The sequence below is a fragment of the Bacillus sp. FJAT-42376 genome, from assembly GCF_003816055.1.
In the GTDB taxonomy this organism is placed as follows: domain Bacteria; phylum Bacillota; class Bacilli; order Bacillales; family Bacillaceae; genus Metabacillus_B.
In genome coordinates, this window is sequence record NZ_CP033906.1 from 2,541,207 (window position 1) to 2,565,161 (window position 23,955).

The 23,955-nt window shown below is 42.0% G+C and carries 22 protein-coding genes and 1 pseudogene; 7 read left to right on the forward strand and 16 right to left on the reverse strand.

All coding sequences use genetic code 11. The annotated features are described in order from the left end of the window. The first annotated feature begins 397 nt into the window (after positions 1–397). On the forward strand, positions 398–1,999 hold the full coding sequence (locus CEF21_RS12735) for an APC family permease (protein WP_123916898.1): 1,602 nt from the start codon (positions 398–400) through the stop codon (positions 1,997–1,999). Between the two features lie 424 nt (positions 2,000–2,423). On the opposite strand, the gene CEF21_RS21725 is transcribed toward CEF21_RS12735, so the two are convergent. Together CEF21_RS21725 and CEF21_RS12745 are read right to left on the reverse strand one after the other, a co-directional pair. Beyond that, a complete protein-coding gene (locus CEF21_RS21725) occupies positions 2,424–3,872 on the reverse strand; it encodes a TerD family protein (RefSeq protein ID WP_123916900.1) in 1,449 nt (482 codons plus the stop codon). Positions 3,873–4,102: 230 nt separating this feature from the next. Beyond that, positions 4,103–4,828 carry a YqcI/YcgG family protein gene (locus CEF21_RS12745; RefSeq protein WP_123916901.1) on the reverse strand — a complete coding sequence of 242 codons (726 nt, stop codon included), beginning with the start codon at positions 4,826–4,828 and terminating at the stop codon, positions 4,103–4,105. A 132-nt stretch (positions 4,829–4,960) separates the two neighbouring features. Between CEF21_RS12745 and CEF21_RS12750 the strand changes: the two genes are divergently transcribed. Both CEF21_RS12750 and CEF21_RS12755 read left to right on the forward strand, forming a co-directional pair. Then, complete coding sequence (locus CEF21_RS12750; protein ID WP_123916903.1) at positions 4,961–5,953, forward strand: LLM class flavin-dependent oxidoreductase; 993 nt, start codon at positions 4,961–4,963, stop codon at positions 5,951–5,953. A 76-nt stretch (positions 5,954–6,029) separates the two neighbouring features. Then, complete coding sequence (locus CEF21_RS12755; RefSeq protein WP_123916905.1) at positions 6,030–7,250, forward strand: phospholipase D-like domain-containing protein; 1,221 nt, start codon at positions 6,030–6,032, stop codon at positions 7,248–7,250. Here CEF21_RS12755 and CEF21_RS12760 read toward each other — a convergent pair. From CEF21_RS12760 to CEF21_RS12785, 6 genes are all read right to left on the reverse strand, one after another. Further along, positions 7,242–7,757 carry a DUF6241 domain-containing protein gene (locus CEF21_RS12760; protein ID WP_123916907.1) on the reverse strand — a complete coding sequence of 172 codons (516 nt, stop codon included), beginning with the start codon at positions 7,755–7,757 and terminating at the stop codon, positions 7,242–7,244. The two genes, CEF21_RS12755 and CEF21_RS12760, sit on opposite strands and share 9 nt — an antisense overlap. A 73-nt stretch (positions 7,758–7,830) precedes the next feature. Beyond that, a complete protein-coding gene (locus CEF21_RS12765; RefSeq protein ID WP_123916909.1) occupies positions 7,831–8,802 on the reverse strand; it encodes a quinone oxidoreductase family protein in 972 nt (323 codons plus the stop codon). Next, positions 8,799–9,482, reverse strand: coding sequence for a ribose-5-phosphate isomerase RpiA (gene rpiA / locus CEF21_RS12770; RefSeq protein ID WP_123916911.1), 684 nt, complete (start codon positions 9,480–9,482; stop codon positions 8,799–8,801). The genes CEF21_RS12765 and rpiA overlap by 4 nt, the downstream gene beginning before the upstream one ends. 132 nt (positions 9,483–9,614) lie before the next feature. Beyond that, positions 9,615–10,268, reverse strand: coding sequence for a peroxiredoxin-like family protein (locus CEF21_RS12775; protein ID WP_123916913.1), 654 nt, complete (start codon positions 10,266–10,268; stop codon positions 9,615–9,617). Positions 10,269–10,342: 74 nt separating this feature from the next. After that, positions 10,343–10,957, reverse strand: coding sequence for a TetR/AcrR family transcriptional regulator (locus CEF21_RS12780; RefSeq protein ID WP_164462175.1), 615 nt, complete (start codon positions 10,955–10,957; stop codon positions 10,343–10,345). Between the two features lie 240 nt (positions 10,958–11,197). Next, entirely contained in the window at positions 11,198–11,488 is a 291-nt protein-coding gene (locus CEF21_RS12785; RefSeq protein ID WP_123916917.1) for a putative quinol monooxygenase, read from the reverse strand. A gap of 251 nt (positions 11,489–11,739) precedes the next feature. Here CEF21_RS12785 and CEF21_RS12790 point away from each other — a divergent pair, with 251 nt between their 5' ends. Then, the gene (locus CEF21_RS12790) at positions 11,740–12,126 is read left to right on the forward strand and encodes a sporulation protein (protein WP_164462176.1); all 387 of its coding nucleotides are present in this window, start codon (positions 11,740–11,742) and stop codon (positions 12,124–12,126) included. A gap of 158 nt (positions 12,127–12,284) precedes the next feature. Here CEF21_RS12790 and CEF21_RS12795 read toward each other — a convergent pair whose 3' ends face one another. Then, entirely contained in the window at positions 12,285–12,926 is a 642-nt protein-coding gene (locus CEF21_RS12795) for an SGNH/GDSL hydrolase family protein (protein WP_241156672.1), read from the reverse strand. 81 nt (positions 12,927–13,007) lie between these two features. Between CEF21_RS12795 and CEF21_RS12800 the strand changes: the two genes are divergently transcribed. Further along, the gene (locus tag CEF21_RS12800) at positions 13,008–13,760 is read left to right on the forward strand and encodes a (S)-benzoin forming benzil reductase (protein ID WP_164462177.1); all 753 of its coding nucleotides are present in this window, start codon (positions 13,008–13,010) and stop codon (positions 13,758–13,760) included. A 376-nt stretch (positions 13,761–14,136) separates the two neighbouring features. Here CEF21_RS12800 and CEF21_RS12805 read toward each other — a convergent pair whose 3' ends face one another. From CEF21_RS12805 to CEF21_RS12815, 3 genes are all read right to left on the reverse strand, one after another. Next, positions 14,137–15,039 (reverse strand): VanW family protein, encoded by a 903-nt coding sequence (locus tag CEF21_RS12805; RefSeq protein ID WP_123916926.1) that lies wholly within the window; start codon positions 15,037–15,039, stop codon positions 14,137–14,139. A 386-nt stretch (positions 15,040–15,425) separates the two neighbouring features. Continuing rightward, positions 15,426–15,791, reverse strand: coding sequence for a thiol-disulfide oxidoreductase DCC family protein (locus tag CEF21_RS12810; protein ID WP_164462178.1), 366 nt, complete (start codon positions 15,789–15,791; stop codon positions 15,426–15,428). Between the two features lie 251 nt (positions 15,792–16,042). Further along, positions 16,043–17,356 carry an MFS transporter gene (locus tag CEF21_RS12815; RefSeq protein WP_123916930.1) on the reverse strand — a complete coding sequence of 438 codons (1,314 nt, stop codon included), beginning with the start codon at positions 17,354–17,356 and terminating at the stop codon, positions 16,043–16,045. Positions 17,357–17,548: 192 nt separating this feature from the next. Here CEF21_RS12815 and CEF21_RS12820 point away from each other — a divergent pair, with 192 nt between their 5' ends. After that, positions 17,549–18,157, forward strand: a complete 609-nt coding sequence (locus tag CEF21_RS12820; protein ID WP_123920216.1) for a DUF2179 domain-containing protein — start codon at positions 17,549–17,551, stop codon at positions 18,155–18,157. 122 nt (positions 18,158–18,279) lie between these two features. Here CEF21_RS12820 and CEF21_RS12825 read toward each other — a convergent pair whose 3' ends face one another. The 3 genes from CEF21_RS12825 to proC all read right to left on the reverse strand — a co-directional run bounded on the left by CEF21_RS12825 (position 18,280) and on the right by proC (position 21,619). Next, complete coding sequence (locus CEF21_RS12825) at positions 18,280–18,645, reverse strand: replication termination protein (protein WP_123916932.1); 366 nt, start codon at positions 18,643–18,645, stop codon at positions 18,280–18,282. A gap of 712 nt (positions 18,646–19,357) precedes the next feature. Next, entirely contained in the window at positions 19,358–20,209 is an 852-nt protein-coding gene (locus CEF21_RS12830; RefSeq protein ID WP_164462179.1) for a Cof-type HAD-IIB family hydrolase, read from the reverse strand. A gap of 570 nt (positions 20,210–20,779) precedes the next feature. Further along, positions 20,780–21,619, reverse strand: coding sequence for a pyrroline-5-carboxylate reductase (gene proC, locus CEF21_RS12835; protein ID WP_123916936.1), 840 nt, complete (start codon positions 21,617–21,619; stop codon positions 20,780–20,782). A 511-nt stretch (positions 21,620–22,130) separates the two neighbouring features. On the opposite strand from proC, the pseudogene CEF21_RS12840 reads away from it, so the two are divergent. Continuing rightward, positions 22,131–22,568 (forward strand): annotated as a pseudogene (locus tag CEF21_RS12840) (DUF2268 domain-containing putative Zn-dependent protease); the annotation flags it as partial. A 285-nt stretch (positions 22,569–22,853) separates the two neighbouring features. On the opposite strand, the gene CEF21_RS12845 reads toward CEF21_RS12840, so the two are convergent. Continuing rightward, the gene (locus CEF21_RS12845) at positions 22,854–23,771 is read right to left on the reverse strand and encodes a class I SAM-dependent methyltransferase (RefSeq protein WP_123916938.1); all 918 of its coding nucleotides are present in this window, start codon (positions 23,769–23,771) and stop codon (positions 22,854–22,856) included. Between the last annotated feature and the right edge of the window lie 184 nt (positions 23,772–23,955).

Below are 23,955 nucleotides of genomic sequence, written 5' to 3' on the forward strand. Positions count from 1 at the left end.
ATACAGCAAACCTTCTTGTTTTTCAAAAAGCTTAAAAAAACCGGCGGAATTTGAAAAACATTAATAGGTTTTAATCCCTGAAAATAACGGTATTAGATAGGTACAAACCTATTTTAAGGAGGGAGCAGAATGGTAATTAGAGCAGGAAGCTGGAAAATGCTCTCGGCAAAAGAGAAATTATTTATTTTAAAAGCCGTTAGTCATTTATATAAAGCAAAAGCATAATCATCCTCTTACCCTTATCCGTTATCCCTTCATTCTCTTACTTATTCCATAGATGAACCGCATACATTCATAGATGTGTGCGGTTTTTTGATGCCCGGAAAGTTCCCGGATAATTTCACTCCTTAAAGAAAACACTTTAATTAGAAGGATTTGTATATAAGGAGGAGTTATAGTGGCAGATCAGGGAAAATTTAAGAAAACAATATCTCTGCTTGATTTAACGCTGATTGGTCTTGGAGCCATTTTCGGTTCTGCCTGGCTTTTTGCCGTAAGCAATGTAGCGTCCAAAGCCGGTCCTGCGGGGAGTTTCTCCTGGGTTATCGGCGGGGTCATCATTTTATTAATTGGCTTTGTCTATGCTGAGCTTGGTGCTGCACTTCCAAGAACAGGCGGCATCATCCGCTACCCTGTGTATTCACATGGCCATCTTGTCGGATATATGATTTCATTCATCACCATTATCGCTTATACGAGTCTGATTTCGATTGAAGTGACGGCCGTGAGGCAATATGTGGCATTCTGGCTTCCCGGTTTGACCGTGAAAGGGTCCGATTCTCCAACCCTTTCAGGCTGGATTCTTCAATTCGTCCTTTTGTGCATCTTTTTCCTTTTGAACTATTGGAGCGTTAAAACATTTGCAAAATCGAATATCATTATTTCGATTTTTAAATACTTTGTCCCGCTCACCATTATTGTCGTGCTTATTTTTTATTTTAAATCTGCAAACTTTACGGCAGCAGGATTTGCACCTTCGGGTTTCAATGGCATTCAGGCAGCCATTTCTACAGGCGGGGTCATGTTTGCCTATCTGGGTCTTCATCCCATTGTCTCTGTAGCGAGCGAAGTGAAAAATCCGCAGCGAAACATTCCGATCGCTCTTTTTCTCTGCATCATTCTTGCCGCTGCGATTTATACAGCTCTCCAAGTGCTGTTTATAGGAGCAATCCCGACGGACATGCTTTCTTCCGGATGGGAAAGCATCCAGAAAGAATTTGCCCTTCCATTTAAAGATATTGCTGTCGTTCTTGGTCTCGGCTGGCTTGCTTTTCTTGTTGTATTTGATGCCATCCTTTCTCCTGGAGGAAACGGAAATATTTTTATGAATACAACAGCCAGGCTTGTTTATGCATGGTCCAGAAACGGAACGCTCTTTCAGACCTTCTCCAAAATCGACGAAAAAACCGGTATTCCAAGGTCCTCACTCTGGCTCTCACTGGGACTTTCTATTTTCTGGACTCTGCCATTTCCATCATGGAATGCGCTTGTGAATGTATGCTCCGTGGCGCTGATCTTGTCTTACGCGATTGCCCCTATTTCATCTGCTGCATTCAGAGTCAATGCGAAAAATCTGGAAAGACCGTTTAAATTAAAGGGAATGAGCATCATCGCTCCTGTTTCCTTCATTTTCGCATCTTATATAGTTTACTGGTCAGGATGGAACACTATTTCGTGGCTGCTGGCCTCCCAGCTTGTTATGTTCATTGTCTATCTTTTGTTTTCGAAATACGTTCCAACAAAAGAAGTGAGCCTGTCCCAGCAGCTTAAGTCATCGTGGTGGCTGATCGGCTACTATATCATGATGCTGATCTTTTCATACACCGGATCTTTTGGAGGAGGACTTAAAATACTCTCCAATCCCCTGGACTTGATTCTTATTGCAGCCGGTTCTGTTGGAATATTCTACTGGGCTAAGTATACAGGGCTTCCCGAAGCGATTATCGATAGTGATGATACAGATGAAGCGTCGATTAAGGTTCAGCCATCAAGTCCATAAAAAGAGGCTGGGACATAACTATAATTTTTGTCCTTAAGCCGAATATTTCTCTTGAAAAAGCACTGTTAAATTTGGCTGTTGATTCGTTCGCTTATCCTTGGGCGGGCGGTGAGCCTCCTCCTGGCTTCGCAGCTGAGGGGTCTCACCTGTCCCGCTGCTCTCAGCACGAGTCTCACGCCTTCCGCTTCAATCAATAGGTGTTTAAAAACTATAACACGCTTTAACTTAGCCTTTGAAAAAAGCATGAAAAACAGTAAAACCGAACGATTACGAAGCTCTATATCAGAGTTTCAAATAATCGTTCGGTTTTTTTATTAGCCGGAAACCTTTTGTCCAGCCTCTTTCCCTTTTACCGGTGTATCCTTTTCCCATGAACATAAGAACAGATTTCCAGACTCTCCCTGGGAAACACGTTTTAATGGACTTACGATAAAAATTCAGACGGATTTAATCCCAGCTCACGGCAGATATCGGCAACGGCCTGTTTTTCTGACGGATCGAAATTCCCATCAGCGAAGCCTAGCGCTACGCAGTACCGGACGACAAGCCTTCCAACCTCCGGCTTGCTTCTGATATTTCCAAGGACTCTCATCGCCTCTGCATGGCCGCTCATCCAGTCCCTTTCCAAATTCATGGCAAACTGGTTGAATCGCTGGTTGACCTTCGCTGTATCAAACACACGAAGTTCCTGGCTGTTGTTAAAAAACTCATTTACTTTTTGCCTTTCCGCAGGTGAAATATGGCCGTCTGCAAGACTGACCAGCGCACATCCTGCGACGATTGCATCCATTACATCCTGGCTTTTAAATCGCTGCAGCAGTTCTTGGGCATTTCGTTTTTGCTCGTTCGCCCATGCAGCGAAGTCTTTCTGGTCCGGAGACCATTTATAGGCGCATTGATGGCAAGTAAACTGAATCTTGCTTCCCCCGATAAATCCGCCCAGAAGCCCAACAGGACCAAGAACCAAACCTCCTAATGCAGCTTTGCCGATTCCAAATCCTTTTTTCCCGGCCCCTACATTTTGAGAATGGCATCTTGGACAGGCAGTAGTCCTGTTCGCTGTCTGAGTAGGACTGTTCTGGTACTGCTGATGCCCATTTCCATATGTTCCTGAGTAAGGCTGAACGCTGGGAGCGTTTTGCTGATAGGGATTAGAGCTTACCGGCGGACTCTCCTGATAGACACCCGACGAATAGCCCTGATTCTGATTCGCATACTGATTTTGATGGTTTTGCTGAAATCCGCCAGCTGAAGGCTGATTGTGTTGTATGTATCCAGGCTGCGGGGCCGGCTCATCATCCACCGTGACTCCGAAGTTGCTGCACAAGGCTGCAAGTCCACCGCCGAATCCGCTTCCGATTGCGTTAAACTTCCATTCTGACTGATGCCTGTATAATTCAGCTGCTACGATGGCGGTTTCTACAGAAAATTCATGTCCCAGCTGATACCGGATGAATTCTTCCCCTGTATCTTCACTGAAAATCCTCACGTAAGCATTGGAGATTTGACCGAAATTTTGTCTTTTCTCCGCTGCATCATGAATGGTGATCGTAAAAGCAATTTTTTGAAATTGCGCGGGTACCCGGTTTAAGTCAATCCGGATGAGTTCGTCATCCTGCGAACCCGCTCCTGTCCGGTTATCCCCGCAATATAAAACAGAGCCCGATGCACCGTTTGGATTATTATAAAAAATGAAATCACTGTCTGAAGGAACTTTGCCATTTTGTCCGAGCAGGAATACGGAAGCATCCAGATCAAATGAAGCACCGCCCATTTGATTAACATCCCAGCCTAAACCGACGGCAATTTTAGAAAGGCCGGGATTTGTTTTGGTCAAATCTACTTTTTGCCCTTTACGCAATGAAACACCCACAGGTCCATCTCCCTTTTTATCCATAAGGAATTTAGTCTCTATTATTCTACCATTAATCCCTCACTTCCCCAAATTTATACAATTTATGTACCCGTTTAACTGCTTTAAATCTCTAACAGGGGACTCCAAGCCCTGTTGAGCCACATCGGTTTCCATCCGAACCTAAATAACCCAGGAACACTCAAACAGCGAGCATTCTTGGGTTTAAACTTGCTTGGAGAGAGCCTCTGCTACTTATGAAAAAACGGACACTTCCCTTTAATCGGCTCCACATCATCTCCGATAAAATACTGCTTCCACTCATTATGGTTTTCATCACCATAATGGCTTATATCAGGATGTTTCGGAAGCTGATCCCATTTTTCAACACGCTCCCGCACTTTTTCCCGGGACATAATTCCGCCTTTTTCGGTGCCTTCAAGACCTTCGAAAATCATCCGGGGCTGAAAACCAAGTATAAGACTGCTTCCTAAGTTCCTTGTTTTCCTCTGTTTGTATGCAGGTGCATTTCCGAAAACGAAGAACGGCTTCCCTTCAAAATGAAAATCCCATAAATGATGCTCAGGGTCTTTAGGCGCTTCCTCTGGCCACGGCTTAGGATCCTGTTCATGCAAATACTGGAGGATATCCCAAAATCGTTTCCGGTACAGTTCAATGTCTCCTTCCGTCTGTTCAGGCTCCATAAAGACAAATAGGCCATGCCGGATATATGGGGGTTCTTTAAATAAGGCGAGGAACTGCCCGACTGCTTTCGGGAGATTCGTCCAATCCTCTCTGGATATGTATGCATAACGCAATTCACCTTTCTTTTCAGCCTTCATTCCGAAATAGCAGGGAAATTCAGCATCCGTCACGACATGATGGAATGTTTGGTATTCTTTCAGCAGCCAGTCCGGCACCATTTCAGGATTGGTCATATCCTCTTTTGTAAGCAAAGAAGCAGAAATTGTTTGCATAAATAGCCTCCTTTTTATCAAATGTTAATTTATTCCCTAATTAGAACTCCAGAAAACACTGGAGCTTCCTTCTTGCATGAGAGTTTCCATTTATGGCATTCTACAAAAAAACATGCAGGGAAGGAATTTCAAATGAAACTTAGTATTCTTGATCAAGTTCCTGTTTCAAAAAACAAAAGAGTGTCCGAGACACTAGAACAAACAGCCGAACTTGCACAGATGGCAGAAAGCCTTGGCTATACAAGGTATTGGTTTGCCGAGCATCACGGAACGAGAGGACTGGCCAGTACTTCTCCGGAAATTCTGATTTCTCATATTGCTTCCAAAACAAAGCGCATCCGCGTCGGTTCCGGCGGAATTTTGCTTCCGCAGTACAGCTCCTATAAAGTGGCAGAAAACTTCCGTCAGCTCGAAGCCCTTTTTCCCGGCCGAATCGATCTTGGCATCGGCCGTTCCCCCGGCGGGACTCAAAAAGTCCGTCAGGCATTGCTGGATGGTTTCCAGAGAAGCCTTACTGAATTCCCGCGGCAGCTGAATGATCTGATTTATTATATAACGGATACCATCCCTTCAGACCATCCATCGCATGGAATAAAAGCTGCACCGCTCACAGAAACTGCCCCTGCGATGTGGGTTCTCGGCCTGGGAGAAAACAGCGCTGCTCAAACTGGAAATCTTGGTCTGAATTATGTGTTCGGGCATTTTATCAAGCCGGACCGGGGGGAACAGGCTTTCCGGAAATACCGTGAATCTTTCACACCGGTCCATTTTTCAAAAACCGCACAATCCCTTGCTGCCGTATTTGTCATTTGCGGAAGATCGGATGAAGAGGCAGAGAAACTGGCATTAAGCCAGGATTTATGGCTTCTTCGGGTAGAAAAGGGCCTGGACAGCAGAGTTCCAAGTATGGATGAAGCGCGTGCTGCCTCTTTATCAGCGTCTGACAAAGAAAGGATTGCGGCTAATCGAAAGAGGATGGTCATAGGCGGACCTGATAAGGTAAAAAAAGAACTGACCCATCTTGCAGAACGATATGAAACAGATGAAATGATGGTTTTAACAAATGTCTACTCGTTTGAAGACAAAAAAAATTCATTTAAGAGACTTGCCGACTTATTTTTATAAAGGCTTTCCTGTATGGTGCTTCCTTCTAGTGACATACTAATCCTTAAATGATGCGCTTGGAACGGAGACCTGCAGGATGCTGAAAAAATTTTTTATATTCTTTTTAATTGCAGCTGTCGCCATGACCGGAATGGTAAGTATGCTGATAAAAGATATTGATGCGGGAGCTGAATCTTATAACAGGAAGCATCCTGCCTATACAGCTCCTGTTTCAGAAGGAGATGCCTCTCTCTTTGCGGAAGGAAAAACCCTATACACTTCCCTCTTTCATGACATAAAGCTTGCAAAGAAATACATCTACATACAGTTTTTCATTATCCGCAACGATAAAATCAGCCGCGAATTTCTTTCCCTGCTTCAGAAAAAAGCGGAAGCTGGCGTTGAGGTGAGGCTTTCTGTTGATGCAATCGGCGGAAGCGATATGACCAGAAAAATGATCAAAGAACTTGAAATGAGCGGTGTCCTGTTTGTTAAAAGCAGACCGCTGTCGCCCCGTCACATTTTTTACCGGCTCAATCACCGAAATCACCGGAAAATTGCGGTGGTGGATGGGAACGTATCGTATATCGGAGGATTTAATATTGGAGAAGAATATTTGGGGAACAATCCTAAGTTTGGTTACTGGCGTGATTATCATGTCAGGCTGACGGGCAGCGGTTCTGCCTATATGGCAGAGCAATTCCTGAAGGACTGGAACGAAGATACGGGTCAGAACATCCGTCTTCGCAGTACTGATTCCGGAGCATACAGCGGGTACGGTCATGAGAAGTACGAGCTTGTCTTTTCGACCGGGGACGATCTTGAACAGAAAATGGTGCAGTGGATCAATAGATCAGCATCACACATTATGATTGCCACCCCTTACTTCATCCCGACTGACGCTCTTATGAAAGCGCTGGAGGATTCACTTAATAGAGGGGTAAAGGTTGAATTGCTCATCCCCGATAAGCCGGACTATTGGTTTACAAAGCCGCCCAGCTATCCCATGACAAAGAAACTTCTGGAAAAAGGTGCGATCATTTATTTGTACAGGAAAGGCTTTTTCCATGGAAAAGTCATGGTCATAGACGGCAAATTTGCGGATATCGGCACAGCTAATTGGGATAAACGGAGCGTTTATTTAAATGACGAGGCAAACTGTCTTTTTTATTCCGGTCCTATTGTTTCGGAAATTAAAAAGGAGCTGCAAAAGGATTTCTCCTCCAGCCGCATCCTTACAAAAGACATGTATCATGACATCCCGTTTTGGGAGAGAATCCTTGAACGGACTCCTGAATGGATCTATGAATTATTTTAACTTCTGTTTCTTGATGTACGCTTTTTCTTCTTCAGGAGTTAAAAGGCGGGTCGCTTTTCCAACTGTACCGTCCTGAAGTGCCCAGATGGTATTGTGATCTTTTACAGCATCAGAAAAATCCTCCCGTTCCCAGCTGGAAAGGATTTTCTCATAAATATCGCTATTTTCAAGACGCGGGCGATGCTGTTTCAGCAGCGCATCCAGCTTTTGAATCCGGTCATCGGTTATTTTCACCGCGCCCCATTTTTCTTTTGCTTTTACTTTTTGGTGAAGCATGAAATGAATAATTTCTTGAAATGCTTCATCATCCCATTGTCTGCTTGCCGAGAAATATGCGGATGGATCTGACATTCCTCCCAGTGCCGCCTGGGCATGTTCATCCGTTTGAACAGAAGCCCGATTTATATAGAGATAAATGGCACCGGATAAACCGATCAGAGCTGCGGCAATCGCTATAAGGGTCAGTCTTCCTTTAGCCGCGCGCTTTTTTGTTTTTTGCTCGGACATATAACCCCTCCCCATACCTGATTGTACCATCTTTTCCATGTTTTATGGATGCAATTTGGAAAGGGGACGTTATTTATGGCTTAAGCAGGATTTTCCCTGTGCTTTTCCTGCTTTCAAGCAGACGGTGGGCATCTGCCCCCTGCTCCAATGAAAAAACAACAGGCGGCTGAACAGTGATTTGACCTTCCAGAATCCAGTTAAAAAGTTCCGCAGAACGCGATAACCGTTCTTCTTTTGACGTAAGGACATTCCACAAATCTCCGCCGGTGAGCGTTTTAGATTGGTCCATCAGCATCCTCGGATCAACCGGGAGCGGATCTCCTCCAGCCATTCCGTAAAAAACAGCCGTTCCCAGCTTCCGGATGGCGGCAAAACTGTCCGCCAGTGTCGAACCGACAGAATCATACACAGCATCAGCGCCTTCACCTTGTGTTAAGGCTATTGTTTTTTCAACCCAGTCTTCGTCTTCGTCATATAGAAACACTTCATCTGCCCCTGCTTTTACAGCTGCTTCTTTCTTCTCGGGAGATGAAGTCAGACCGATCGCTTTGCCTCCCATAAGTTTGATCATCTGCACCAATAGTTGCCCAACACCGCCAGCAGCAGCATGAACGAGGATCACATCTCCTTGTTTCACCATGTAGCTGTCTCTAGTCAAATATTGGGCCGTTAACCCCTGCAGCATAACCGATGCCGCAGTATCGAATGAAATTCCGTCAGGAAGAGGAACGGCCTTTTCAGATGGAACGGCTGTAAACTCGGCATTTGCATAGGGGACATCAGCAAATGCAATCCGGTCCCCCGGTTTGAAATCAGTGACGTCAGCCCCCGTTCTTTCTATAATTCCGGCACCTTCATAGCCAAGTATGTAAGGCGGTTTGCCTGCTAGATGGTAGTTGCCTTTCCGGCGGTATATATCTGCAAAATTTAACCCCGCGGCCTCCATTTTCACGAGAACTTCGTCCCGTTTCAAAACAGGTTTGTCCATTTCTATATAGGTTAGTACTTCGGGTCCGCCGAATTGTGAAAATGTGAGTGCTTTCATTCAGATACTCCTTTTTTTTCCCGTATTACGACACTGTCGTTTACTCCTGTGATGACAACATGAGGATGCTGAAGGAACAGCCCATGTTCGACAACGCCAGGAAGCTGTTTGATAATCCCTGCAAGCTTTTCAGGCTCTTTAATCGGTTCTGTCTGTAGGTCATAGATCAGATTCCCGTTATCTGTATAAACAGCTTTTCCAGCTGAATTCAGGCGAAGAACCGGATTGAGTCCTTCTTTTTCCATCAGGCGTGCGGTATGAGTGGAACCAAATTGAACGACTTCAACCGGAAGCGGAAACTTACCAAGCTGCTGAACCAGCTTCGTATGATCTGCCACCCATATGATTTTATCCGAGGCATTGGCTACAAGCTTTTCCCTGAGGAGAGCGCCTCCTCCGCCTTTTATTCCATTAAAATGAGAATCGATTTCGTCTGCTCCATCAATTGTGAGGTCAATGCGTTCTGTGTCGTTCAATTCGATTAACGGGATATTCAGGTTATAGGCTAAACGCGCAGTTTTATTCGACGTCGCTATCCCTTTTATCTTCATTCCTTGTTTGACCATTTCTCCTATTTTTTCAATTGTAAAATAAACCGTGCTGCCCGTTCCAAGTCCTATTGTCATCCCATCTTTTACATAACTGGCTGCGTAATGACCTGCCTTCTTTTTTTCGTTCAAAACAATCCCCCCTTTTTGGAAAGGCTCTGTTAAAGCCTGATGCTGCTTTTTATCTCCCGGAGCGGAAGGTGCTAAACTCCCGCTCCATTCAAGAGAAGCGCCTCCACCCATTAGCCTTTGGAAAAGATATCTTTATTGATGAATCAGCTGTTTTACTTTTTCTAATACTTCTGCTGGTTCAATCCGGTCTTTATAATCCGCTTTTGTGTAGGCATAGACAATATTCCCGCTTTGATCGGCAATATACGTTGCAGAAACAGGAAGCGTCCATGAATCATCTCCATTCGCTCCGGGAATATCGAGCCCCTTTTCTTTGTACACGTCAATTAAATATTCGGGCAGCTGATAAACAAGATTAAACGCTCTCGCTGTCTCATTTCCCTCATCGCTGAGAACATGAAAGGAAAGTTCATTTTTCTCTTTTGTATCCAGAGAGGCGTCTGGTTTTTCCGGGCTGATGGCGACCAATTGAACGCCTGCTTCATGAAATTCATCGATAATGGACTGATAAGCCCTTAATTCCATGTTGCAGTATGGACACCATCCCCCTCTGTAAAATGTAATCACTGCCGGTCCTTCTTTTAAAATATTGGCTATGCTGATCTGATTTCCACTTGCATCAGGCAGAATAAAATCCGGGACTTGATCACCGGTTTCGAGTCCTTTCCCTTCTTCAGACTCTTCAAGATCATGAATGGCCATTTCCATCTTTTTGAGGCTCTCGGCTGATGAATTTTTTTTTGATTGCTCCAAATAGGTCTTAAATTCTTCTATCATTTTTGTCATTTACGCTTCAATCCTCCTCAACTGATCATTGAAACCATCGTACCAAGTTTTCACGCTTGAGGCTCTATATATGCTTAATCAGGACCAGACAGAAAGCTTTGCTGGCTGAACAGCATGGTCAGGATGGGAGAAAGCTCTTCAGAACTCAGCTTAAATGATGAATGATAAAGAGTTGTACGGAGCCTGAACCCATCCAGCATAAGCAAATAAAGCTCAGCTGCTTTGGAGGGATCCAGATTGGGATGGATGGTCCCATGTTTTTGTCCGGAACGAATCCAAAGAAGGGCAAACTGAAACATGCTGTCATAAAAATCATCAAGCGCATCTCTTGCAGTCTGATGATCCATCCTTGAAATCAAATAGACAAATATTTTCCCGATCATCTGATCCGGCTTTTCCATAGCCTTCATTTGCCCGGCCAGCACATCTGAGGGATTCAGCAGAGCCTTTTCTCCTTCGGAAAGTTTATAGAAAAATTGGTCATTGCTTTCTTCCAGTAAACTGCTGAGCACTTTCGCCATTAAATCGTCTTTGCTGCTGACGTAATGATAGATGGCGCCTTTAGAAAGCCCTGTTAATTGAATTAATTCTGCAAACGTTGTCTTCTGGCAGCCTTTCTGATTAATAAGCTGTTTGGCTGATTCAATGATCAATTGTTCTGAGCGAATACGCCTGACGAACTGTTTCACGACATCCCTCCCTAAAATAGTATAAAAACCGACCGGCAGTCTGTAAATTAATCCGGGCAAAAAGATGCCGTCCAGCAAGTCTTTATTAAAGCTTCTTCCTCATTTTTATCATTTCCGCTCCAATCAGCCTATACCAATTTTGTAAAAAAACAAACCCCCTGGGTACTCATCCATTGAGCATTCAGGGGGTATCGGCTTCCATCATTTTCTATCTTCGCGATTTTACGGCAGCCGCTTTCCTCAATCGTCATCATTAATAAAACGTTTTATTGTTAATGGCTCATTAAGAATTTTCTTGGCAAAGTCGAAAAAGGTCTGAAAATGTTCGGATTGATTATGGAGATCAATCGCATGCTGATCTCTCCACTGTTCAAGCATGACAAACTGATTGGATTGATCCACTTCTTCATATAGACGATAGCTGTAGTTACCCTCTTCTTCATTTGAACGCTCTATCAGTTCTTTAACTTTTTCGAGAAAGGTATCCCTGTATTCTCGCTTTACATTCATATATGCCGTAATATAAATCACACTGAAACCTCCGTTCCCTTATGTACTCTGCAGTCTGCCATTTAACTTAGCACGTTTCAATTTACTCATCAAAGATTCTGCTTGAATCGTGGAATCATTCCATCGTATTTGTCACAAAACGTTCGGTTTAACCTGAACACACTATTTGATATTCTTTACCTATATAGAGTAAATATGATGAAAATGGCTGAAACCTTTATATTTGTGCATGCGTATATATGATATCGAAATTAATTGGAGATGTTGACAAAATGCTATTACGAAAATGGATGTCCCGTCTGGGAATCGGAGCTGCTAAAATCGATTTAGTATTGAACAGTGATATTTACAAACAAGGAGAAGTAATCCACGGCAGATACGATATTTACGGGGGAACGATCGAACAGAAATTAAAAAGGATTGAATCGGATCTTGTAAAAACACAAAACGGGGAAGATTCCTACATTTTAAATAACTGTATTTATACGGCTTCAACTGTTATGGCTGAGGAGAACCGCGCCATCTCTTTTAAATGCAGACTGCCCGAGCATCTTCCCTTATCCGATGAAAAAACGTCTTATAAGTTCGTGACAAAGCTTGTCTTTGAGAATGGGACAAACAGTCTTGATCACGATGAAATTAAAGTTATAGCCCAATAAACAGAACAGGCTGCCCAAAGTCAGCCTGTTCTTTTTTGCTATGCACAGATTTTACGCAAGCGATGGAGTGTGCACGACAGACGCTTCCTGGAGACGTGGATCCAATGCTGACAGGCAGGCAAAAAGCGGCGGAGACTCGCCGCCATACCGAAAAAATTTTATTTCAAAGCATCGCTTACGGCTTCTATCCACGTATGAGCCAAAAGCATGTTTCCTAAAGACGTCATATGAACCCCATCTGTAGTTAGAGGAACTCCTTTCCTCTGGCTGATAAAATGAGTAAACGTCTGATGTGAAGGAACGAGAATGGCATTGTACGCTGCTGAGAGCGCTCTGACTGTATTGATGTACGGGACAAGTTTTTGGTTTCCTTCTGAAGAAAGATCTTCTTCAATGACCGTAGGCTCCATGAGTATAAGTCGGGCACCTGTTTTGGATTGTGCGTCCTTTAAGAGCTGACCATAAACGTCTGCGAACTCATCAAGAAGAACCTGTTTTTTGGACGGCTGGTCAAGCTGTCTCCAAACATCATTAATACCGATCGAGATGGAAAGAAAATCAGGCTGCTCATCTATGACATCTTCTTCCCATCGGGCAGCAAGATCTGTTACGCGGTTTCCGCTAACTCCTTTATTGCAGAATACTAATTCACTTTCTGTGCGATCCAGCAGAAAAAAGTCTCTCAGCATGCGGACATATCCGCTGCCAAGCTCCTCGGGATCTGATTTTCGTCCCGAATCCGTGATACTGTCCCCTATCATAACTATTTTTCCTGAAGGCCAATTTTTACGGGCAATCACTGGCAATCTCTCCTTTTGATGCGTTATAGTGAAATCGATCATATTTTACTCATTTTATCACAGGATGCAGGAGGCATGACGATGAAAACATATATTATAACAGGGACTTCAAAAGGCCTTGGAGAAGCACTGGCTCTGCAATTCATTCGTCACGGGCACACCGTGGTCGGAATTTCAAGAACAGAGAATACAATGCTTCAGCAAACAGCAAAAAAAACAAATTCGGAATTTCATGAGATTCTCGCTGATTTGACAAATACTGATAAAATTCCTTCCGTAATGGAACATGTTTTCTCAAAAATCAGCCTTTCCGGTCAATCTGACATTTCTCTCATTAACAACGCTGGCATCGTGCATCCGGTTGCCCCTTCCGAGTCTGCTTCTGCTTCTGACATCAGCCGGAACGTGTCTTTAAACCTAATGGCTCCCATGATTTTAACTTCTGAATTTATCAAACGAACAGAAGGCTGCCAGTCTGCAAAGAAAATAATGAACATTTCCTCTGGTGCGGCTAGAAAACCATATATAGGATGGAGCAGCTATTGTTCCTCAAAAGCCGGGCTTGACCATTTTACAAGATGTGTTGCTGCAGAACAGAAAGATAAGCAAAATGGCGTGAAATGCGTATCCATCGCGCCTGGAGTGATTGATACAGGTATGCAGGAAGATATCCGCAATCTGGAAAAAGGGAAATTCCCTGAACAAGACCGGTTTATCCAGTTAAAAGAAGAAGGAAAGCTTTATACACCAGGCTACGCAGCAGAAAAGCTGGTACAAGTTTTAGAGAGTGAACATTTCGGCAGCGAAGCAATCATGGATATTCGTGACATTTAATTAACCGAAATCCATGAAAGACTGCCCTGTCATTTATCAAAAAGGAAATAATATGGCTGATAATGAACAAAAAACGAAACTGGAACAAAAGGTTTTCGGCTAATAAAAAAACCGAACGATTATTTGAATCTCTGGTATAGAGGTTCGTAATCGTTCGTTTTTATTGTTTTTCATGCTTTCTTTAAAAGCGCTGTTAAACCTGGCTGTTGATTGCAGCTAGCAGTCGTTCGCTTTCCGCGGGAGTCTCACAGCTTCCGCTCCAATCAACAGCTGTTAAGTATCAGCAACATGCTTTAACATAGCTATTAAAAAAGAAAGGAGCTTCCCCCCGTCTCCGTGAGACGGAACTGGGAAAGCTCCTTTACTGTGTTTACCCTTAAGCCTGTTTGGAAGCACTGAGAACTTGTATCGTAATTGAACCATTTACTTCGTCCACTGTTGAACGGATTAGAACTGGAAAATTCTTGTTATTAACGAATTTAAAATCGGGTCCGCCCCATGAAACAGTAGCGTCTCTATCTTTCGGAACATATCCGACCTGCTTTGAGTGGTGGTGAAGTTCCAAAATACCAAGTCCGGCATTTTCAACTGCGTTATAGAGCGTCGAAGAGGTCTGGCAGATTCCTCCGCCGATTCCTTCTACAAATTCTTTATTTACAATTTCTAAAGCCTTCTGATAGCCTCTGGCTTCCGATCGCTCTCCTACAATTAAATTGTAGTAAAAGCGGTCACCAGGTCCGAGAACAATATTGTTGATGGAATTAGACGATAATTTTATATTATGAACCCTGCCCTTAACTGAAGGGTTAAAAACCGTTTTGAATTCTCCGATTACATTATTGGTGATTCCATTGATATCTTGCTCTTTAACATTGGGTGCACTCACTTCAATAGGAAGAAAAATACGGCTTTCATATGCGCTTAAGTTTTTCAGGATGCCTGACGTCTCTTTTTCATTCAGAACAACCCTTTTTTGCCCTTGTGAAAACTGGCCATCTGCACTCAGCTTTGCCGGTACCATGGGCTGATCAATTTTTTTGGCCAGGTCATCTGCTACTGCATCCGCATCTATTTCTCCTTTGGAGGAATCGTACGTATAAAGAACCTCTTTCGTTCGCTCATCAACAAGCTCAACTTTACGGCTGAAGTTTTTAGATTCAAGCATCGTCTCTTTGTTCACTAGATTTTCAGGTTTACTGACTTCCTTTGCGCTGCCCCCTGCTGCTGCACATCCTCCGGCAAGCATCAGTCCAAGCACAATGGCTGTTTGTTTTAGCAATTGCTCTCTCTCCCAATCCACTATTTATTTCTTTCTCCCCTGTATAACGTATGAAAGAAGGAAAATGTTTCATTCACTTTTCCTGAAAAGTTCAATCCATTCATTCCATGAATTAATAAATTATGGAATGAACAACTATAGATTTTACCACTTAAGAAAAATGAAGCATGTGTATATTGTACCATCTTTTTGAAATTACCTAAACTAATTGGCACATAAAGAGGATCGTCCAGTCCAATTTCAGCTAAGCGTATCCCTGCCTCCACCGGACATGCAAAACTAAATCTCTGCATATACTATTTGCTTTACAGACCCCCCCTTCTCCCTATTAAGCAATGGCATAAAAAAACAGGTCCCCAGTTTTTGACGGACCTGCTTTGATCATGCTATTCAATTCGCGGCTGATTATAGCGCCCAAACCATTTGACCCTGCTCGCAGACACTTTTTTATAAAAGGCTTCTGCCAGATTCATAACGAATGAAACGTATAAAACAAAACCAGCCAGCTTGGTTAAAGGCATTGAGAGGAATATTTTCCGTATGGTATGGGCACCTGCCAGGACATCCCCTTCATTTGTAATCATGTGAATTTCTTTAAGAAGCGGACGGTTTCTTAAGAATGCATACGGTGTATCTTCAATGGTTTGAACGGAAGACCACCTGATTCTTTGGTTCCAATCTAATGATGAGAGGAATTTCTTCAAATAAAAGCATAACGGACATTGTGCATCATAGAAAACGACATGCTGCAAATAATCTCCCCCTTCTTTCTTATCCATACCACCAATGCATCATGTTTAAAACAAGGCTTTGTGTAAGACTGCTGCTAATAGCCGCGGGACAAGTGAAACCCCGCACCGGCCTGCCCAAATCAAGAAATGCGCCTGCTAACTGCAATCAGCAGGCAAGTTTAACAGAGCTCCAGCAAATAAGCGCTGCTTTGTATGTCGAAAGAAGGCCTTCTGAAACTAATCCTCGTTCCATTGCACCCGCTTGGCTTATTTCAATCCGAGTGGTCTTCATTAAACTCAATTGTTTTGATATCACCCAAAACATATGTATAAAAAAACAGACCGATTGCGAGAACAGCTCCCGCAATGAAAAATGATACATTAAAGGACCCGGTGAGATCGGCAATATATCCTGTAAGCGAAGCGGCTATGATGCCTCCAAAAAGATTGTTGGAAAAGTTCACAATGGAACTCGTCTGAGCTTGGACACCAGGCGGAGATATTTTGGAGGCAATGGTCCATCCTACTGGAGCTGTTGCCGATATTCCAGCAAGCCCAATTGAAATAAATATCATCGACCATATTGGATTCCCTGTAAATATAGCCCCCAGAAAAGAGAATCCAATCAGCATACCGATGATGATAACCCCCTTGTACACACGTTCAGGCCTCATACCCCGACGAATTAAATGGTCTACCAGAAACCCGCCTACAGCGACTCCTGTTACTGATGCGATCAGCCATGGTATAGCCGTGAGCAAGGAAGAAGATAGTAAATCCACCTGAAATTCATTTTTAAAAAACGTTGGCAGCCATAGTAATAAAAGATTGAATGTGTACCCGTATCCTGTAAATCCGATGGTGACACCCCATATTTTCCTGCTGCTAAAAAGTTTTTTCCACACATATTTTGCTTTATAGACAGGAGGATTGGAAGCATCTGCCCCATATCTTTGAATGTAGTTAATCTCTTCCTCGCTTATCTTTTTGTGATAACCTGGTTCGTCATAATATCTCCAGAAAATAACTGTAAACAGGACATTGATAACCCCGATCGCCAAAAAAGCAATTCTCCAGTCATAAAATGTAATGAAGACCGCCACGAGAGGCCCCCCGATAACATTTGAAAATTTAGCTGATGCATCAAATAATGAGTTGGCCAAACCGCGTTCATGGTAAGGAAACCAATTCGCTGTAGCTTTGGAAGCAGCAGGAAAAGCAGACGCACTCATGATGCCTGTAAAGAATCGGATCATGTACAGCAAAAGCTTGCCGCTTATAAAAGCAAACAGAATGGTTAACACACTCCATACAGCCATTCCAATTCTTGTAATCCAGGATACTCCCCATTTATCGAGCATTGACCCGATTGGTAGCTGCATCATGGTATAAGCATAATTATAGATTGAAAAAACGAGTCCGATTTCTGTTGCAGAAAGGTGGAAACTTGCCTGCAGCTCCGGTGCTGCTACAGCAATAGCGACCCTGTCAAAGTAATTTAGAATGATCATGCTGCATAAAAGGGAGGATATTGCCCATCTTGTATTTTTCCCTTTTGGTCTTTGAATAGCTGGACCGTCCACCATTTGTTCTCCCTTCCCGCCATTGTTTTAAGTTTCTTTAATCTTCCCTGAGAAGGTTCAAGTTAATCCGGAATTCCTCAAAAAGAAGAACAAAGGGAAACCGCTTAAAATCAAATAAATCATAAATGACCATGAAAAATGATAAAACTTCTTTTCATGAGGAGGCAAACGTACTATACTGTCCTTATTGCTTGCATGTACATCTACAGAAATGGGGTTTTCCTTTTGCTTTTACAGCCGCTTTTAATTTTTATCCTGCAAATTCTATACGTGCCAATTCTTACATTAAGGACGATTTTTCTCGTCAAAAACCAAACTAGGGCTGCAGCAGGAGTCGGCCTTATGGAAGCTGCGATTTACATTGTCGCACTCGGTATCGTATTTCAGGATCTTTCCAATATTTATAACATTATTGCCTATGTTTTAGGTTTCAGCGTTGGATTATTTTTAGGCGGAAAGCTTGAAAACAGGCTGGCAATCGGATATGTAACTCATCACGTAAATCTTAATGAGAGATCGGATGAATTAGTGAATGCTTTAAGAAATGCAGGCTTCGGTGTAACCGTCTTTAATGGACAAGGCCTAAATTCAATCCGCTATCGTTTGGATATCGTCTCTAAACGGTCGAGAGAACAGGAACTAATGGAAATTGTAGAGGAAATAGAACCGAAAGCATTTATGACTTCCTATGAGCTCCGCTCCTTCAAGGGCGGTTATATGGTGAATTCAATGAAAAAGAGAGCAAAAAAATTTAATAGTGAGAACAAAAAGCAAGAATCTAAAAAAACGGGCGATTCACAATGAATCGCCCGTTTTTTATATGGACATTTTGATCAGCTCATCCGCAGAACACGGCTGGACACCTTTCTATGTGCCCGGGACTCGCAGGGGTTTTAAACCTCATTGACTTCTTCTTTTCCATCATCTTAAAAATTATCTTTTATGGCTTTGTCCAAGAGCCCCTGGCATCTCTCCAGTTCGACCTTCAGCTGCTTTTTATAGAGCATCGCTGCATCGAAATCTTTAAATTCATAAAAGACGACTTCCTGGAGCTTCATGCCTTCTTTTTTCCTTTTTACTTGTTTTAGAACCCCGTCATCGATTAATTCGTGGAGGGCTTTATATACTTCTGAATGATTAGGCTTATACCCAAATCTTCTAAATTCATCTCTCATCGTGTCCAGCAGTTTAAGCCCGTAAAGCCTTTTTTGGTCGGTCAATGTAATCATATACAATTTAAGGAATGCCCGCTGTTTAAGCAGGAAACCGCTGCTGCTCCTGGATTCTCTCATTCTGTCCCCTCCTGTATATAGGATACTACTCCTTTCGCTAATAGAACATGATTTCCCTTTTACATTTTCAAAAATGATTCTTTTTACATTTTGTTACTTGTTTTTCTTTTTTTATATGATTATTTAGAACATGGTTTATTTTGAATGGGAATACATTGAATGAAACTTGTTATAGTATGGTTTTTTAGAACATATTTCTATTAATAGGTTTACATAACAATATTATGATTATATTTTCTTTTACACTTTGTTGACTGCAGCTATCAGGCGTTCGCTTATCTTTCGGATGGCAGTGCTCCGCTGTTCTCAGAGGGCTCACGTTTTCTTTTAATTAACAGGTGTTAAAATGATTTACATTGCTTTCCTCTTCCAAAAAAAGAAGCTGCCGGATAGGTACCGGCAGCTTCTTTTTTATTTTTCCACCTAAAATGTTAACTGCTTCAAAAACTCACCATTTCTCAGAGTATTATGACAGTGCTTCTTTCAATTAAGACGTGCAGAGCGCCTTCAGACCTAGAGAGCGCATTCCCCCGACTTACGTTCGCACAAGTGGTGATTCTTCCAGAAAAGCATGCCGCTCCCCTGCACCACATACAGGAAAAGGGTTGCTAGCCGCCGAACGGCAATTTCTTCAAACGTCCAAGCTTCCTTTTGGCTTGATCAAGGGATTAAACGTCTTCCCTCCTCATATTCCGGACGCTTGTACCCTGACTCAATTAAAGAGGAATGTTTCCAGAGCATAAGCAACACCATCTTCATTATTTGACAGGGTTACCTTATCACATAGCTTTTTCACATCAGGATCAGCATTTCCCATGGCGATTGATAAACCCGATGCTTCCATCATCGGTACATCATTGAAGTTGTCACCAATTGCAACGGTATCTTCTATCCTGATTCCTAAATGTTCTGCCATTACTTTTAGTCCGGTTCCCTTATGGCCATCTGGGTTCATAATTTCAATATTATTTGGGCCTGAAGAGGTTGGGGCGATGCCATCTATTCCTCCGAGTGCAGGAAACAGTTCATCTTTTAGCTGCTGGTCAAGCGTTAAAATAAAGAACTTCTGAATAGACAGTCCGTTTATTTTCAACAAGTCTTCTATCGAATCAAAAAGTTTAATGGCTCCATCCGCTTTCGGCTGTTCTGTGATGCGCTTGTATTCTTTTTCAGAAATGGAATGCATTCCATTCAGACGTTCGATGGATAACGTTGTCCGTTCAGACCAGCTGTTCAGCACATAAATTCCTTCACTTGTATAAATCTTATAAGGAACGTTATTCTGGTCGAGCAGATTTGCCGCTTTTCTTGCTGCGTCCTCACTGATTGAAATGCGGGATAATAGTTTTTGATTGGAATAAACAACCGTTCCATTGCTGCCTGCCAAATCACAGGTAAGATCAAATTCTTTTAACACAGCCTGAATATCTTCTGGTGCTCTTCCGGAACAAATCATTACCTGATGTTCCTTCTGCGCTTTTAAAATTGCTTTGCGGTTCACTTCGGATATTTTCAGTTCAGATGATAAAAGGGTACCGTCTAAATCAATCGCAATCAGCTTCATTATGTATATCTCCTTTACATTCATTCTTCCCTGCTGCCTTTCTATCTTACACGTAATATGGGATTTCGTCATGATATTCTAAAATAAGCAGGTGCCTAAAGGTACACTTTTATGTAAACTCTGTTAAACCTGGCTGTTGATTGCAGCTGGCAGGCGCTTTTCTTTCCCTGGACGGGCGGTGGGCCTCCTTGCCGCTTTGCGACTGCGGGGTCTCACCTGTTCCGCTGCTCTGAGCAAGAGTCTCGCGCCTTCCGCTCCTATCAATGGTAAAGAACAACATCAGGCTTTAACAGAGCCTATAAAAATGAAAAACCCCCTTTAACAACAAAGGGGGTTGGTGAGGATCAGACTGCTTGCGTTCCGGTTATTCAATCAGAGAGCGTTTGTCTGATGAGGTTCCGAAACGCTTTTAAAACCGGATCTCCCTCAGGAATCAGGCATTAATAAAAGACTCCAACCAATACCCAGTCCAATACTCTTTCATCGCTGAATTAGGCAGAGGCTTTTAGAGCTCGGGAAGGAACTGTCTTCAGCAGATAGAAAAGGGATAGTTGTTCTTAATTTACAGCATTACCTAACCGGCATTGCTTCCTGAAATTGTTCACTCATTTCTTTTGAACGTTCAGCAGCAGATAAGATTGCCTGGGCGATTGCATGCCCTCCCCCGTTGCATTTAAGAGCCTCAAGTCCCGCAGCTGTTGTACCGTTTGGAGATGTAACATTTTTTCTAAGCTGGGCCGGTGTCTGTTCCTGACTCATGATCATTTTGGCTGCACCTAAAATGGTTTGGGCTCCTGCCCTTCTTGCTAAATCAGGATCCATTCCATTTTCTGCAGCTGTTTTTTCTATACTTTCCATTAAATAATAGAAATAAGCCGGTCCGCTTCCTGCAATGCCTGTGAACAAATCCATTTGGTTTTCTCTCAGAACGAAAACCTTCCCGATAGAAGACATGATTTCTTCTGCCAGCCATACATTTTCCATTGAAGCCGCGGGACCAGGAGCAAGCGCGGTGGCAGATTCACCAATCATACTTGACGTATTGGGCATAGCTCTGATAATCTGCTGTCCGTTGTGAAGAAAGGATTCAATGTATTGATTGGATATCCCTGCAAGTACAGAAATGATGACTTGATTTGCTTGAATGTTTTCTTTTAAAATCTGTAGTGCCTTTTCCGCATCTTTCGGTTTCATAGCAAGAATGAATGTGTCTATTTCATCAAAAGGAAGTTCATTTATCTTCATGGACAGAATTCCGTATTTATTTGCTATTTCGGTTCTTCTCTTCACGTTGCTGCGATTTGTCACAAATATATTCTTCCTGTCGGCAATTCCAGAGGCAATTAGACCGGAAATCATTGCCTCTGCCATGGAGCCTGCCCCAATAAAGGCTACTTTTAGACGGTTCATTATGGGAACCCCTTTCTATGTCAACTATTAAACAAATCCGAAGTTTTGGCTGCTGTGCTTCTTAACACCTAATCTCAGTCATACAGTTCAGGATTTTAAAACAGTACTTTCACACATAAGTAATTTATCTGCATTCGGTCTGTCATGAAACTTCTGAGAATACATCGTCCGTTCGCATCTGTTCGCCTATCAGCGAACGTAATCTATCTTAACATGACCGTAAGTCGTGTCAACCTGCGAAATCCGCGGAAAATCCGGTGTTACAGGGGTCCTACCAACAAAAAGCGCAAAACATACGCTAAGCAAATTTCGACATAAAGAAAGCCGATTTTTCCTACGTTAAGGATAGGAAGTATCGGCTTTTTTATTATACACTAAAGTAAAAGTCCATTTTTTAATTGACATTAACGTTGCGTAATACCTTAACCTTGTAATATGGAGGTGAGTTACGCTGCTTACAACGGGGGAAGTTTATAAAATAACCGGACTTACTGAACGTTCTATACGATAAATTCCTGCTGTTATTGCTCATGAGTTCCATCACAATATTCGTTTTTCTTATTTTAATTGGGATCATGGAAATGTAACAGTGGGAGATTATATTGTCATAGAAGGCTTGGCGGATTCGTTTGCAAAAGAACTGTATGGAACAGAACAGCTAGGACCTTGGGTGACTAGTATGGACAAAGACGATTTAGAGTATTCAACCTATGTTATTGGAGAGGCTTTAAACATAAAAGGATTTGCCGAGGTAAGTAGCTATATGTTTGGTGATGAAATTGCCAAACAAGAAGGATATCAACCTGTAGGCCTTTCTTTTGGTGCTGGTTACGCAGTAGGTTATGAGGTCGTCCAGTCCTTTATGAAAAAGCAAAATAAAACGATATATGAAACAACGTTGATGTCTAGCGAAGAGATCATTAATGGATCTGGCATATTTTCTTCCTGACGGGGCGAATATTTAGTTAATAAGAAGTAAAAATACACTAGTCATTTATCCATTTAATACAATAAGAGCATGCCTTAATGTGAATTTTTTTAAAACATGCTCTTTCGATCTTCTTAAGCAACAACTGATGTTATTAGATAGATTAATATTTTTGTTTGAAAAATTCAGTAATTTTAGACACCCGGAAAGTCATGGTTTTATTGGGACACAGATTTCGCAATAAAAGTTTGATATAATTACGTTGGGAAGCCAAATTGCGACAATTCAACAAACGGGCCAATAAAATTACTTTTTTACAGCATGGATGTAATGAATCGTTTCAAATGCTTTTAAATAATCCGAACGATCGCTAAAGAATTGATTATTTATAACATCGGGTGATAAATGTTCGTAAATAAGTAATCCTGCATCTTCTAACAATTTTTCTATTTCATCATAAGTAAAACATGATTTCATTGGTTCGCCACTAGCTGATGCCATTTGCACCATATTCTGAACTCGGTTAGACACTCCTTTTTCTTCAAATATTTTATCATCTGCATAATCAAAAACGATGGAACTTCCTAATGGAATCTCTGCAAATAATTCTTTAATTAAATTAGAAATTTCCTCTTTTGTTAAGTAATAGGAAACACCTAAAAGACTATAAAAAGTTTTTTTGTTTGGTTGAAAACCCTCATCAATAAAGTTTTGTAGGATAATATCTTTGGTGAAATCCATTGGAACAAAATGGAGATTATCCGGAATTTGATAATTAGATTTGGCTAGCCTATTCCTTTTAAAAGCTTGTGTAGACGGATAATCAACTTCAAATATTTCCAACTTAGTGTCTAATTCTGGGTTCCGAAAACAAAATGTATCCAATCCAGCTCCTAGAATGACGTATTGTTCAGCACCTATTACTATCTCATGGAACAATACTTTTTCACAATAGGCAGCACGTGCTAATGGAGTTGGTGAGAGTTGGACTTGTGTAATCCATTTTAATATTTCATCGGGTTGATCTTGAAACTTTATAGCAATTTCGTGATTAAAAAATTGAATTCCTTGAATCATGTTTTTACGAATATCCTCAAATTCCTTTTGGGTAATTAAATCTTTTGCAATATAATCATCAAAAATCTTTGGTGTGTCATATTTACTGTGGTATGCTCGACCAAAAGCTGATATTAAGGAAGTTAAACTTGATTCGTTTTTCTCCATACATTGATCCTCCCAGATAACAAAAATAAGATTCCCCTGGCCAGGAGAATCTTATTATACACAATATGAATTTAACTGTAAATTATAGCATAAGTAAATTTATTTGTCAACATAAACGCCTTGTTTTTATAATGAAAAATCCACTTGTAGGGGGAGTTTTATTGTAGTCATGATAACTGCGTTA